Source organism: Pseudomonas sp. WPR_5_2 (genome assembly GCF_003634475.1).
Classification (GTDB): Bacteria; Pseudomonadota; Gammaproteobacteria; order Pseudomonadales; family Pseudomonadaceae; genus Aquipseudomonas; species Aquipseudomonas izuensis.
Window position 1 is genome coordinate 606,713 of sequence record NZ_RBLA01000001.1, and the last position, 12,745, is coordinate 619,457.

The window sequence follows — 12,745 nt, forward strand, 5'->3', positions numbered from 1 at the left end:
GGCTCAAGGGCCGGGCCCTGGCGGTTCGGCCCTTTTATCGATGAGAGCACGTCCATGGGCAGCATCCCCGCGGTCATCCTTTCCCTCCTGCGGCTCTCCCTGAGCGCCTGCGCGCTGTTCCCCAATCGCGATCCGCTGAACATCGATGTGATGGGCATCGAGCCATTGCGTCGATAGTGGCAAGCTCAGCCTGCCGGAGCCTTTCACCGGTAGCCGCTAAGGGCGATTTCATCGGCGGTCGATTCCTGTAGGAGCTGGCTTGCCAGCGCCTACAGGGTTATTTGTTGAATTTCACGCCGGGTTTGGCCCGCTCATCCACGTTCAGTTCGAATACGTCTGGCCGCGCATAGTGCCCGACCACGTCGTAGTCATAACGAGCACGAATCAAATCATCCGTGTCGATATGTGCCGTGAGCAAACCGGCCTGGCCGCGCAGTGGCCCGGCCAGGATGTCGCCCATCGGCCCGACAATCACACTGCCGCCGGCAATCAACGGTCGATCCGCCGGCCAGTTGGCAATCTCCACACCCAAGGCCTGCGGCGAATCCTGGACCTGGCAGGCGCTGACCACGAAGCAACGCCCCTCATGGGCAATATGGCGCATGCTGACCTGCCACATCTCCCGCTCGTCCACCGTCGGTGCACACCACACCTCCACGCCCTTGGCGTACATCGCGGTGCGCAACAGCGGCATCATGTTTTCCCAGCACACCACCGCGCCAATCCTCCCGACCTGGCTGTCGATCACCGGCAAAGTCGAACCGTCACCTTTGCCCCAGATCAACCGTTCCGTGCCGGTCGGCATCAATTTGCGGTGTTTGCCCACCAGCCCCGCCTGCGGATCAAAGTACAACGCGGTGCAATACAGCGTGCTGCCCGACCGCTCGATGACCCCGATCACCAGATTCGCCCCGGTGCGCGCCGACAGGTCGGCCAGCACTTCGGTCTCGGTGCCGGGCACGTCGATGGCGTTGGCGAAGTAGCGGGCAAAGGCCTCGCGCCCTTCCGGCAGTCGATAGCCCAGTTGCGTGCCAAAACCTTCGCCTTTCGGATAGCCGCCGAGCAACGCCTCGGGCATCACCACCAAAGCGGCGCCGGATTCGATGATTGCGTTTTCATAAGACAGTATCTGTTCCAGGGTTTGTGCCTTGCCGCCGGGCAAGGCGCCGATTTGCAGTGCGGCAACAATGGATCTGGACATCGCGGTAGCTCCGTTCGCATCAGGTGTTGCTCATTCTCAAGCGCCACGGGATCATGAATAAAGCCCCATTCAATGCTGAATGATATGAACAAGATGAATATCGCCGATATCGACCTCAATCTGCTCAAAGTCTTCGAGGCACTGCACGAGGAATCCGGCGCCAGCCGCGCCGCACTGCGCCTGGGCGTGACGCAATCGGCGGTCAGCGCGGCGTTGCGCCGCTTGCGCGAAGTGTATGGCGATCAATTGTTCGTACGCACCGGTCGCGGCCTGGCGCCCACGCTCAGGGCCAATCAGCTCAAGCCGGTGGTCAGCGATGCCCTGAACAAATGCCGTCAGAGCTTGGCGATGGTCGACCCTGGCGCCAGCCAGTACGACGGGCGCTCCGTGACCGTTGGCCTGTCTGATGATTTCGAGATCGCCTATGGCCGTCGCTTGATCGAAGAAGTCGGCCGCCGCGCGCCAAGGCTGCGCCTGATTTTCCGCCAGACCCACAGCCAGATCGTCGCCCAGGCCTTGATGGAGCGCAGCATCGATCTGGCGATTACCGCTGGCGGGTTTGCCGAACGCCTTCTCAGCCGTCAGGTGTTGGGTGAAGGGGGTTATGCGTGTCTGGTGGATCCGCTCAGCCTGGCAGCGGGACAACAAAGCATCAGCCTTGAAGAGTTCGTCACCCGCGAACACATCCTCGTGTCGTCGGGAGGCTTCATCGGTATCACTGACGAGGGTCTGGCGGCGTTGGGCTTGAGCCGACAGGTCTGTGCCTCGACCACTCACTTCGCGGCATTGCCGCACCTGCTCAAGGGTAGCCAGGCGGTGGCGACCATTCCCCACCACGCCGCCCGCAGCATCGCGGCACTCAGCGGCCTGACGCTGCTGCCCTGCCCCCTGGCGTTGCCGCGCTACCCGATCGAACTGGGCTGGCGTACCAGTACCCAGCTCGATCCGGTGGTGCTGAAGGTGCGCGAGGCGATTGTCGCGAGTTTTGCGAGCGCGTAGGAGCTGTCGCAGGAATGTGTCAGCAGAAAGTTATTTGTTGGCAGCCATCAGGCGATTGACTTCACTGCGCACCATGTTCGAGAACTCCGGCGGCGACATGCCGTCCAGTTCGGCGCGGACCCATTCGGCCCATTTGCCTTTGCGTTTGGCGCGCTCACCGAACAACCGCGCGGCCTCACCCTTGGCTTTGCCCAGGTTGTTTTGCCAGAGTTCGAACAGACGGGATTTTTCATCTTCAAGCGCAGCGCGCTCGGCAAGGGATTTGTCGGCCAGATTGAAGCTCATGGGAATTTCCTGCTGCGTAAAATAGGCGACATCTTACACTGTAGGACGAATCGTCCTGCGCTGGATTTTCTTCGGGATCGAGTCCGGGCGCAAAGTCGCTGCAACTTTTTCAATCGCCGCGCACTCCACTGTTCACTGTCCACTTACCTGCAAGGAGTACTTCAATGGCCCGAAAATCCGCCGCACAAGCCGCCGAGGACCAAATCAAGGATCAGGCCTTCAGCGAGCTTCAGACGCTGATCGAAGAATCGGAAAAACTGCTCAAAAGCAGTGCCTCACTGGTGGGTGAGGAAGCGGAGACACTGCGTGGGCAAATCGCCCTGAAACTCCAGCAGGCCCGGGACTCGGTAACCAGCGTTCGTAACCGGACGCTGCCTGCGGTCGAAGCCACCGAAACCTACATCGGCGGTCATCCATGGCAAACCGTGGCGGTTTCCGCCGGTTTCGGCCTGGTGGTCGGGTTGTTGCTGGCACGGCGGTAAGTGCCATTTCATCACTTAGCCGTGAAATGCAATTCCCTGTGGGAGCGAGCCCGCTCGCGAAGAGGGCGTGTCAGTCGAAATTAATTTTCCTGACATACCGTCTTCGCGAGCAGGCTCGCTCCCACAAATCATCCACGTCAACTCACTCCGGCCAACTCCCGCAGATTCGCCAGCGTCTGCGCATCCACCGCAATGCCATTGGTTTGCGATTTGGCACGTTGTTGATGGCGCCGATCCCCCGGCAGACGCTTCAAGCCTACGCCATGCATCTGCCGCACCAGTTCCTGGCTGCGCTCGGCAAAGCTCTGCCCGGCGGCCTTGCTCGGATCGATGACGATCAGCAATTGACCGGTCCACGGGGTTTTGGCGCCGGGGTGATTCTTCCAGTCGAACTCGAACGAAAAATTACCCCCGGTCAATGCCGCGGCCAACAGTTCCACCATCATCGATAGCGCAGAACCTTTGTGTCCGCCGAACGGCAACAACGCTCCACCTTCGAGAATCGCTTTCGGGTCCTGGGTCGGCTGGCCGAGACCGTCCACGCCCATGCCCAACGGCAACCGCTCACCCTTGCGCGCGGCAATCTGCACATCGCCGTGGGCAATGGCGCTGGTGGCCAAATCGAAAACAATCGGCTCGCCGTCGGCACGCGGCGCAGCAAACGCGATGGGGTTGGTGCCGAACAACGGCCGATCGGCACCGTGAGGCACCACGCAGGTCATGCTGTTGACCACACTGAGCGCCACCAGCCCTTCATAGGCAAAGGGCTCCACGTCCGGCCACAACGCCGCGAAATGGTGGGAGTTGCGAATGGCGAGCACTGCGATACCGGCACTACGGGCCTTTTCCACCAACAAGGCCCGTGCCGCTGCGAGGGCCGGTTGCGCAAAACCGTTGCCGGCGTCGACCCGCACAAATCCCGAGGCCACATCCTCGACCACCGGAACGGCCTTGCCGTTCACCCAACCACTCTGCAACGTTGAAACGTAACCGGGGATGCGGAACACACCGTGACTGTGCGCACCGTCGCGTTCGGCGCCGGCGCAGTTTTCGGCCAGCACCCTGGCAACGTCGGCCGAGGTGCCGTGACGCAGGAATATCTTCTCAAGCAATGCCGTCAGCCCGGCGAGGGACAGGTTTTGCGAGACATCAGTAGACACATGATCGAGGGGCGCAGACATCTGAAGCTCCAGACTAATTATTGGAGGGGGCAACAGCGTAGGTAGACCGCCGATTAACAACTCGCGGCGAGCGAGCTGTCAACCCTTCGATAGCGCCTGATTGCACGAACGCTGACCGCCCATGCTGTAACTATCTACCGCCCGCCCCGCCGCACTTTTTCTAGTCTTGCCGCTCAATCCACCGGCGCGCTGCGTCGCGCCTTACACGAGACTCGATGATGCCATCTGCCCCTTCCCCGCTTTTTTTTCCTGAAGTTCGTCACGCTCCCGGTCACTGGACTGAACTCGGCAAAACTCACGGGTTGACGCAAAAGGATTTCGAATGGCTGTGCCACGTGCAGTGGCTTACCCAGGCAAATCGCAACTTACAAACCCCGCCAATGCTCGCCGAAAGAATCCTGGTCCGTGCGGGAACGCTGTCATTGCCACTGGCCGGCTGCTTCGCATTGAGCGCAACACCCGATGACAAGGGCGAAATTCTCTACACGCCATACTCAGGCATCAAGAAATTCGTCAGCCGCACGGCCCTGTCCGGGCACCTTAAAAACCAACTCGACAGCGCAGGCGAAGACGATGATTTGCTGGCGTTCATGTCATTGTCCGCACGAAAAATGCTGGCCGAAGCCGGCGACATCACGGTGATCTTCCAGACTATCGATGGGGATATATTCGACGATCAGCGTGACGTGATCGAAAACAACCTGCTCACTAACGATCAAGCCATGCTTGATGAAATGCAGAAGCTGCCGACGCTCGATACGCTGCTCGATACTGTGCTCGAGGGGTTACTGAAAGCGGATTTTCCGGGACTGGATCAGCGGCGCACGCTGGTCAGTTTCTATTCCGCAACAACGAATCACACGGTCGATACGCAAGACTCGAAGTCCCGGCGCTGGACCCATTCCATGACATTGAAGGAGGCGGTGCTCTCGTACTACCGCCATCAGCGCTGGCCGAGCGGGCAGCATGCCGAGTTTTCTCATCCGCAACGGGTACCGCTGGCCGCCGATCAGAAGCACTGGCAAACAGCGGTCGTGCGTGCTGCCGAGGGTCTGGTCAGCCAACTGTCGATACAACTGCAACACTTCTGGAACCAGGCAAGTTTCGACGGCGCCACGCGTCGGGCATTTTTTTCCCGAGCCATTGCCGAAAAAGCGCGGGCGGATCTGCTGCTCAAGCGCGAAGCCGAAGTCATCACCCCGGAACAAAGCCGCGCCTTGCACTCGCTCATTGTGCCGACAACGAGTACGCCCCCCACCCAGAACCTGGAAACCGTACGCCTGTGGGAATACAAGGCCAACTACGTAGAACTCGCCGGCTCGCTGATGATCAGCCAGGGCAGCTCCAATGCCTTTCTCTATACCCCCGCCAGCGGATTTCAGGTCCTCAAGGACTATAAGGACCTGATAACCACCCTGCGCAAAAAATCCGTGGTGGCCGGACACGACGATGAGCTCTATGACCTCATGAGCCTGGAGGAGCGGCAGCGCTTCATTGGATACCATGAGCCGCAGGCATCTGGCGCAGTGATCAGCGGCTCGGTATTCACGGCACTCTTCGAAGCGATCATCACCAAGCAACTGCAAAACCTGGAGTACGCCTTTGACGTGTTCCGGCACAGTGATGGCATGGTGAACATCCAGGCCTATGTCGACAAGGCGCTGGATATGCGATCCATGATCAATGCGCAATTGCCGACACTGGATGCCCAAGGGCGCTGGAGCACCCGGCCCGTTGTGACGGGCGAACAACCATCCATGGTTCTGGAGGACACGGCGGCGATTTTCGTGAAGACCTTGGACTCTGTCGAATCAGCACTGCGTACGGATTTTGCGGCGCAACCACTGGATACGCTGGCCAAACAAACGCTGTACCTGGAGAACATGAAACCGCGGCTCGCCCATGCCCTTTCAGTTGGCGTGCGTGGCGAGGCCACCCTGCGGGAGTTGGCCGGAAAATTGCGAAACGACGATTGGTTGATTGTGGATACGGTCTTCAACCCCGACAAACCAGACCGTAAATCCCGTCCGGCAGTCAGGGGGTTTCACCCGGATGCTTTTTCCCTGGTCCTTGAGTGCTCCGGCGAGACTGACGTCTGGCCCCTGGCCAATTGCGTCTTGGTGACCGAGCGTGGTGGCCTTGATATACAACATTCCGGTCGCGCGATTCTGTTGACGCCTGCTGCCGGGCTGGAAACCTTCGCGACGGTCGCCGCCGCACGGCAACAGCTGAACCTGCGTCTGCTCGATTCCGACAAGCGTTCCGTACTGCTGGAAAACCTCTCCCCGGCACAGCAAAAGTTTCATCGGCGCTATTCGCTCAACTCATTGCGACTGATCGAATGCAACCTCTTGCAGCACCTGGCGCAGTCTCGCATCGACCTGTTTCTGGCACGCTGCATGGACGTGCGCTCCTGGAAACTGGCCGCCGCCAAACAGAGCACGACGTTCAAGGCGCTGACACAGATCCTCATCGACACCCACTTGCGAAGAGCCACTACAATCGCCCAGGCGATCACACGACAGCAGTCCTTGCCCGCCTGGCTGGGTATGGCCCCCGTGGATGAACAGCAACTGCACGTCGAATTGCTCCAGCAATACCTCCACAACGTTCCCGATGAAAGAGATTACCTGCATGGGATAAAGCCACTGAAAGCTTATGTCCATGAAACGTTGAAAACGCTGCTGGACAACCGATTCCCCCATGCTTCCCTGAACCCCGACGACATCGAAATCACCCCCAATCTGTCCCTCGCTGGTTCGGCGCAATCCTTGACCGAGTTTGCCTTGAACCATGTCAACGCGGCGCAGGGTACGGGCTTCAAGGTCGCCTCGAAAACCACCAGTCGGTTGCCTGCAACCCTGGATCAGTCCACGGTCAGGCAATTGCTACTGTCGCTGGGTATACAAACTGCTTATGCGCAACAGGTGACGAACCATCTGGTGACTGACAGCACCCAAGCGGTACCCCGCTGGCAGCGTTTTGTGCAACAAGTGCCGTGGCAACTCCTGCATCACGCCCACGAGTTGAAGCTGCAACAACGGCTGTCCGATGGCGCCTTCGACCTGATCCGACAGGTGCTGGATATGCCGGATGCCGTGGCCCGCGCCGCCGTCAGTGGCGCCAACGCTATCGTTCGACCGCTGCAATTGATCAAAACAGCCGGCGCCACTGCCGTCGCGGCTCAAGGGCTGTATCTGATTGGCCCCGGGGCTGGACAAAAAGGCTCGCACGTCTTGTATGCGCCTTATTACAGTGGCGATGTCTTTACCGAGTTCGACAATGAGACCAGCCTTGTCGCGGCATTCAATACACCCGGTCCGTTGCAGGAGTTCCTGCTGCGGCGCCTGCCGGACACTGAGCGCGCGGGATTTCGCAACCTGTTCAACTCCACAGTAGGGCACGTGAGTGAAATAACCCTCGGGGCCAGTGTGATCGGCGGTCACTTGCTGACCCACCTGTTCAACGACCACACCGCCCTGTTGCCGCGCATGCTTGCCAGTCAAGCCGACCCCGATGGGGCCTCGGACTGGGAAGCGGTCAAACATTTGTTCAGCGCCGGCATCAACCTGATTTCGGGCCTGTTGCCCGGAAAACTCGCTTATGGGAGGTTTCTGTGGCAAGCCTACAAGGACTTCAAAGACTCGGCCGAGGCGCTTCAGGATCACCACTGGAAAAAAGCCTTGCGCGATTTCATCGACGGTATGGCGCAAATGATTTCGCTGGGTAAGTTGTCACTGGACAGCCAAACTGAAACGGTAGCAACGACGCCACCCACCGCCCCGCCGGTGGCGACTGCCGTGGCTGCGCTACGATGGTCGCAAGTGAAGTCCACGTCTTCGCAACGCACCCGGCTGCAGCATTTTGAAACCTCGACTGTTCAGTTGAAAGACTTGAAAAAAGACAGCGCCAAAGGGACGTACCTGGACGAAGCCAGCAAGCTTCGATACGCCCCCATCGCAGGCAAGGTTTATCCCGTGGAAAAAACCGGGGCGGCATGGCGAATGATCAAAGACAGACAGGAAGGCCCGGTGCTGCTGCCCACCTCCGATAACCAATTGGTCAGCGATCCGGACATCCATACCGTGCACTACGGAAAAACCTTGTCAAAAATGCACAACAAATTTGTTGCCAGCCATGAAGCCCGTCAAGTGTTGAACATAGAAGCCCGAGGCATGGCAGACATCCGGGCAAAGTTCCCGCAAAGAGCCGCCATGCTGGTGAACGCCATTGACATGGCGCGCTTCTACGCGTTCAACAGCCTTCATAACCTTGTGCAGCTCAAGACGCTTATACCAGGTACGCGGCTGGATATTTTTCTCAAAGAGTTCTTTGATATCAGCCAGGTCGATGCCAGCCTGATCGCGAAAATCAAAGCGGTCATCGTGCCTGTCTGCAACGCGCTGGTGGACCCCGACAACGACTTGCTCAGCGGCGACAGACTGGTTTGCGGTTCAAACAAATACTCGTCATCCGAAGTGGTCGCTTTCGTGGATACGAGGGACCCGATCAAGCGGGTACATCTCTCGGAGCATTTTTTCGATCAACAGCTTGATTGGTATAAATCCTCCTTGATTGAACCCTTCGACGTCGATGCCCACAGCCAAGCTTCGACACTGATCCATGAACTGGCTCATCAGACGATAAAAGCAGTGGATATTGTCTACGTGGAAGCACGACGTCCATTCAGCGACCTGGTGGAGACAATCACCGGATATGGCCAAGCCTTGAGACAGCAGCAGATCGACTTCCAGCGACAAGCCTTGTCGTTGCACACGCCGAAGGAGGAGCTGTTCTCCCGCTGGAATGACGTTCTGGATTCATGGGTCAGCTTCGATGAAGTTCCAACTGCCTATCACGAGGTCGAGGCAATCCTGGACATCACCGGCAGCGCAACCATTGCACAAGCCCGGGATGCCTTCCTCAGCGCACAAAATGCCGAACATCGAATCAACATCATTTTGCGCAATGCCGATTCGATAGCGCGTCTGATCTGCGAAATGGGTCGACGACTCGACCCGGTGCCAGCCTGACAGGACAGAGCTGCGCAGAACCTTCGATTCTGCGCAGCTCTCGGCTAGAGAGGCATTTTGATCATTTTTTCACGTCATCCATGGATACTTCGGTCCTCAGGTTCGCGCCTGAGCCTGGTCAGCGAAAAATGGATCGACGCTGATGTGAAATTGCCATGACTGATGTTCTCCCAAGCTGCCCTCACGGTTAGAATGGCGCAAATCAGGATGAGTCAATGACCGACCCCGCTCTCTCCCCAGCCGAATACGACGCCATCGCCGATGCCGCAGCGCACTGGTGCATGCGCTTGCACGCCGATGACTGCACACCGCAGGAGCGCCTGGCGTTCGAACATTGGCTGGACGCTCATCCGCTGCACGTATCCGAGTACGAGGCCATGCTGGAAATCTGGGACGTCGCCGGGAATTTGCCTCGACCTGAACCGGTCGCCGTACCGATGATGCAAGCCAAACCCCGGACACCCTGGCGCACCATCGGCATCGCCGCCACGGTATGTGCAATGGTGCTGCCGTTAGCAGCCTACAGCGGCTGGAACCTGGGGTGGCTGCCGAATTCGTACCAGCACTTCGAAACAACCGACAATGTGCGTCAGATCACCTTGAAGGACGGCAGTCTGGTTGAACTGAACCTGGGCAGCGAGCTGACTTACAGCAACTACAAGGATCATCGTCAAGTCACCCTGAAAAAAGGCGAGGCCTTTTTCAGCGTCAACCACGACACCCACCATCCGTTCATCGTCAAGGCGGCCGAAGGCAAGATCCGGGTCACGGGAACCCAATTCAATGTCTGGATGTATGAAGACCGGGTGAAGGTGAACCTGATCGAAGGCTCGGCGCTGGTCAGCAGTATTGATGACCAGCCGGGGGACGGCCTGAGACTCGGTCCGTCGATGCAGGCGAGCTATGGCCATGGCGATTTCATGCCGCAGGTCAGCCAGACTTACGCCAACGACACTTCGCTGGCCTGGCGCAGCGGCAAACTGGTACTCGATGATCTGGCGCTCAACGACGCCCTTCCGCTGATCAATCGTTACCTGGAAACCCCGCTGATGGTGGCCGACAACAGCACTGGCGCGATTCGCATCGGCGGAACCTATAACATCAGGGAACTCAATTCCCTGGTGACGTCCTTGCCCAAGGTGCTGCCGGTCTACCTGACGCGTAACAAGAACGGCAACCCGGTACTCAATTCCATTCCGCAACGCAGCCCGAAAAGCTGAAGGCCGTCACCCCTGGGTAATGGCGGCCTTCATGCGTCGTTCAAACACCCGTCGTTTGACTTCGCAGCTACTTTACCGAGCTTCTTATCCCTTCTTACAGACCGGTGACGCCACGACGACGAAATTTCTACATTCAGGTCTTCATGATTTGCGTGGCTCATACATCTTGTTGTGTAAGAGCACCCATTTTTCCTGATCAGGCTCTGAAAAGGAGTTTTTGCATGTTCAACTCGCAACTGCCAACGGACGGTAGCAACGCACCAAAGAGCACTTCCATTGGGGTCGATGTTTTTGACCAGCGTACCGAACGGCACGGCAACGAGCGTATTCGCCTCCTGCTCAAGAGCTTTGGCCTGCGGACCAGTCTGATTCGTCTCAAAGTCATCGACGCGCTGCTGACGGCCGCCGAAAGCAACCGCAGCCTGGGTGTGCGGGGTGTGCATGCCCATTTACTGGAGCTGGATATTCCCCTGTCCTTCCTGAGCGTGCGCGAAGTGTTGAAACGCTTGTGCAGCGAAGGGGTGATCGTGCTCAACGAAGATAAAAGCTACAGCCTGGACCCACGGGCGGCTGCGATTTTGCAACACCACTGATCACTGGCGCAAAACACGCACCTGTGGGAGCGAGCCTGCTCGCGATGGACTTCAACGATAACGCACGCCGTGTGAATGGCCGCGTTGTCCCGAGGTTCTTGGCGAGCAGGCTCGCTCCCACATTCTCAGGGCTTGACCTTGCGCCGCATCACACCATTGATGACCACCACAATCACCGCCACGCCAATAGCGATGTACTGGAACAGTTTTTCGCTGATGACGCCGGTGTTCTGCAAATACGACAGGCCGAACATGATCGCCAGCACTACCAGCGAGATCAGAATCGAGTATTTCAAACGTTGCGACTGGGTCATTGGCCTTTCCTGAAACTGTTAAATGTATCCGCTTTGTATCCGGATGCATGCCAAACCCCTACCGTTTTCCGGGGATGGAGCGCTGCAAACGGGGTCTCATGTTACAGCCGATGAAGAGTTTTGGCTTCATAGCGGCGTTAACCATGAGGATTTTCAAATGTTGCGTCGAATCACACTGCTGATTCCCCTGCTGGCCCTGCTGTCCCTGAGCGGTTGCATCGTTTTCCCCCGCGATGGCTGGCACCATGATCACCATTATGACGACCGGGGTGGGCCGGGTTACTACTATCATCGTTAACCACACTGCCTTTCCCACTACCCTGAGCGCCTGATCCGGCGCTCAGCGGCCAACCTGACGCTTTTGTAATCTCTCCTCCAGCTACCTGACAGCCTTGGTCTACGATCATAAGGCTGTCAGCTTGTAGCAATTCGAAACAAACCTTGAATGCCTGGTCGGAAAAACCGGTCAGAATGCGTTTTTTCGCCCGCAATCCGAGACACATTCCGACATGCGAACCCACCTGCGTCTGATCGCCTTGAGCGCCCTGTTCATTTCCTCCCTGGCCCAGGCCGCCGACCTGATTCCCATCGAAGTCCACCGCGACGCCAATTGCGGCTGCTGCAAAAAATGGATCAGCCATCTGCAAGCCAACGGTTTCAAGGTCGAGGATCATGTCGAAGCCAACATGAGCGAATTCAAGCGACAACATGGCGTGCCACCACGCCTGGCTTCCTGCCATACGGGGCTGATCAACGGCAAATTCGTCGAAGGCCACGTGCCGGCCGACCAGGTGCTGGCCCTGAGCAAACGCGATGATCTGTTGGGCGTGGCCGCCCCCGGCATGCCCATGGGCTCGCCCGGCATGGAAATGGACGGCATGAGCGATGCGTATCAAGTGATCGGCCTGAAAAAGGACGGCACGGATGTGGTCGTGGCGGACTACCCCGCCCATTGATTTTCGGTGCCTACCTCGGTCTGTTCCTGGCAGCCTTCGGTGCCGCGACGCTGTTGCCCCTGCAATCCGAAGCCGTGCTCGTGGGACTGCTGCTCAGCGACACGTATTGGCTGTGGTCGCTGCTGGCCGTGGCGACGCTGGGCAATGTCCTCGGTTCATTAGTGAACTGGTGGCTGGGACGCACCCTCGAACGCTACCGTGACCGGCGCTGGTTTCCGGTCAGCCCTGCCCACCTGGAAAAAGCCCGAACCCGGTATCAACGTTACGGCCACTGGTCGCTGCTGCTCAGTTGGCTACCGGTGATCGGCGATCCGCTGACCCTGGTCGCCGGCGTGATGCGCGAGCCGCTGGGGCGCTTCCTGCTGATCGTGACCCTGGCCAAAGGCGCCCGGTATGGCGTGCTGGCACTGGCCACCCTGGGCTGGATGGGTTGAACCAACCGGCGTGGCGATTGCCTGTTTAATGTCGCCCTAATCGTGCC

The 12,745-nt window shown here is 58.5% G+C and carries 13 protein-coding genes; 9 read left to right on the plus strand and 4 right to left on the minus strand.

The window, feature by feature from the left end:
- Positions 1-54: 54 nt before the first annotated feature.
- A complete protein-coding gene (locus BJ917_RS32165; RefSeq protein ID WP_256658532.1) occupies positions 55-177 on the plus strand; it encodes a hypothetical protein in 123 nt (40 codons plus the stop codon).
- A gap of 100 nt (positions 178-277) precedes the next feature.
- Here BJ917_RS32165 and BJ917_RS02690 read toward each other — a convergent pair whose 3' ends face one another.
- Complete coding sequence (locus BJ917_RS02690; protein ID WP_096511196.1) at positions 278-1,201, minus strand: carbon-nitrogen hydrolase family protein; 924 nt, start codon at positions 1,199-1,201, stop codon at positions 278-280.
- Positions 1,202-1,285: 84 nt separating this feature from the next.
- Between BJ917_RS02690 and BJ917_RS02695 the strand changes: the two genes are divergently transcribed.
- Positions 1,286-2,200: a LysR family transcriptional regulator gene (locus BJ917_RS02695; RefSeq protein WP_121103085.1), complete on the plus strand. Its 915-nt coding sequence runs from the start codon at positions 1,286-1,288 to the stop codon at positions 2,198-2,200.
- 30 nt (positions 2,201-2,230) lie between these two features.
- Here BJ917_RS02695 and BJ917_RS02700 read toward each other — a convergent pair whose 3' ends face one another.
- Positions 2,231-2,485, minus strand: coding sequence for a hypothetical protein (locus tag BJ917_RS02700; protein ID WP_077044866.1), 255 nt, complete (start codon positions 2,483-2,485; stop codon positions 2,231-2,233).
- Between the two features lie 164 nt (positions 2,486-2,649).
- Here BJ917_RS02700 and BJ917_RS02705 point away from each other — a divergent pair, with 164 nt between their 5' ends.
- Complete coding sequence (locus BJ917_RS02705) at positions 2,650-2,967, plus strand: YqjD family protein (RefSeq protein WP_121101662.1); 318 nt, start codon at positions 2,650-2,652, stop codon at positions 2,965-2,967.
- A gap of 137 nt (positions 2,968-3,104) precedes the next feature.
- On the opposite strand, the gene BJ917_RS02710 is transcribed toward BJ917_RS02705, so the two are convergent.
- On the minus strand, positions 3,105-4,148 hold the full coding sequence (locus BJ917_RS02710) for an Ldh family oxidoreductase (RefSeq protein WP_121101665.1): 1,044 nt from the start codon (positions 4,146-4,148) through the stop codon (positions 3,105-3,107).
- A 218-nt stretch (positions 4,149-4,366) separates the two neighbouring features.
- On the opposite strand from BJ917_RS02710, the gene BJ917_RS02715 reads away from it, so the two are divergent.
- The 3 genes from BJ917_RS02715 to BJ917_RS02725 all read left to right on the plus strand — a co-directional run bounded on the left by BJ917_RS02715 (position 4,367) and on the right by BJ917_RS02725 (position 10,994).
- Positions 4,367-9,181, plus strand: coding sequence for a dermonecrotic toxin domain-containing protein (locus BJ917_RS02715; protein WP_121103086.1), 4,815 nt, complete (start codon positions 4,367-4,369; stop codon positions 9,179-9,181).
- 215 nt (positions 9,182-9,396) lie between these two features.
- Positions 9,397-10,401 (plus strand): FecR family protein, encoded by a 1,005-nt coding sequence (locus BJ917_RS02720; RefSeq protein ID WP_096511190.1) that lies wholly within the window; start codon positions 9,397-9,399, stop codon positions 10,399-10,401.
- Between the two features lie 221 nt (positions 10,402-10,622).
- Positions 10,623-10,994 carry a fe2+ zn2+ uptake regulation protein gene (locus BJ917_RS02725; protein WP_096511188.1) on the plus strand — a complete coding sequence of 124 codons (372 nt, stop codon included), beginning with the start codon at positions 10,623-10,625 and terminating at the stop codon, positions 10,992-10,994.
- 125 nt (positions 10,995-11,119) lie between these two features.
- Here the strand turns inward: BJ917_RS02725 and BJ917_RS02730 are convergent, their stop codons facing one another.
- Positions 11,120-11,308, minus strand: coding sequence for a hypothetical protein (locus BJ917_RS02730; protein WP_096511186.1), 189 nt, complete (start codon positions 11,306-11,308; stop codon positions 11,120-11,122).
- Between the two features lie 157 nt (positions 11,309-11,465).
- Here BJ917_RS02730 and BJ917_RS31950 point away from each other — a divergent pair, with 157 nt between their 5' ends.
- The 3 genes from BJ917_RS31950 to BJ917_RS02740 all read left to right on the plus strand — a co-directional run bounded on the left by BJ917_RS31950 (position 11,466) and on the right by BJ917_RS02740 (position 12,698).
- Positions 11,466-11,606, plus strand: coding sequence for a hypothetical protein (locus tag BJ917_RS31950; RefSeq protein ID WP_172901601.1), 141 nt, complete (start codon positions 11,466-11,468; stop codon positions 11,604-11,606).
- Positions 11,607-11,817: 211 nt separating this feature from the next.
- Positions 11,818-12,264: a DUF411 domain-containing protein gene (locus BJ917_RS02735; RefSeq protein WP_121101668.1), complete on the plus strand. Its 447-nt coding sequence runs from the start codon at positions 11,818-11,820 to the stop codon at positions 12,262-12,264.
- The gene (locus tag BJ917_RS02740) at positions 12,264-12,698 is read left to right on the plus strand and encodes a YqaA family protein (protein ID WP_121103087.1); all 435 of its coding nucleotides are present in this window, start codon (positions 12,264-12,266) and stop codon (positions 12,696-12,698) included. Before BJ917_RS02735 ends, BJ917_RS02740 begins: the two co-directional genes overlap by 1 nt.
- Positions 12,699-12,745 lie beyond the last annotated feature (47 nt).

Coding starts and splice junctions, on each gene's coding strand:
- BJ917_RS32165 (WP_256658532.1), top strand. CDS start 55: ATGGGCAGCATCCCCGCGGTCATCCTTTCCCTCCTGCGGCTCTCCCTG.
- BJ917_RS02690 (WP_096511196.1), bottom strand. CDS start 1,201: ATGTCCAGATCCATTGTTGCCGCACTGCAAATCGGCGCCTTGCCCGGC.
- BJ917_RS02695 (WP_121103085.1), top strand. CDS start 1,286: ATGAACAAGATGAATATCGCCGATATCGACCTCAATCTGCTCAAAGTC.
- BJ917_RS02700 (WP_077044866.1), bottom strand. CDS start 2,485: ATGAGCTTCAATCTGGCCGACAAATCCCTTGCCGAGCGCGCTGCGCTT.
- BJ917_RS02705 (WP_121101662.1), top strand. CDS start 2,650: ATGGCCCGAAAATCCGCCGCACAAGCCGCCGAGGACCAAATCAAGGAT.
- BJ917_RS02710 (WP_121101665.1), bottom strand. CDS start 4,148: ATGTCTGCGCCCCTCGATCATGTGTCTACTGATGTCTCGCAAAACCTG.
- BJ917_RS02715 (WP_121103086.1), top strand. CDS start 4,367: ATGCCATCTGCCCCTTCCCCGCTTTTTTTTCCTGAAGTTCGTCACGCT.
- BJ917_RS02720 (WP_096511190.1), top strand. CDS start 9,397: ATGACCGACCCCGCTCTCTCCCCAGCCGAATACGACGCCATCGCCGAT.
- BJ917_RS02725 (WP_096511188.1), top strand. CDS start 10,623: ATGTTCAACTCGCAACTGCCAACGGACGGTAGCAACGCACCAAAGAGC.
- BJ917_RS02730 (WP_096511186.1), bottom strand. CDS start 11,308: ATGACCCAGTCGCAACGTTTGAAATACTCGATTCTGATCTCGCTGGTA.
- BJ917_RS31950 (WP_172901601.1), top strand. CDS start 11,466: ATGTTGCGTCGAATCACACTGCTGATTCCCCTGCTGGCCCTGCTGTCC.
- BJ917_RS02735 (WP_121101668.1), top strand. CDS start 11,818: ATGCGAACCCACCTGCGTCTGATCGCCTTGAGCGCCCTGTTCATTTCC.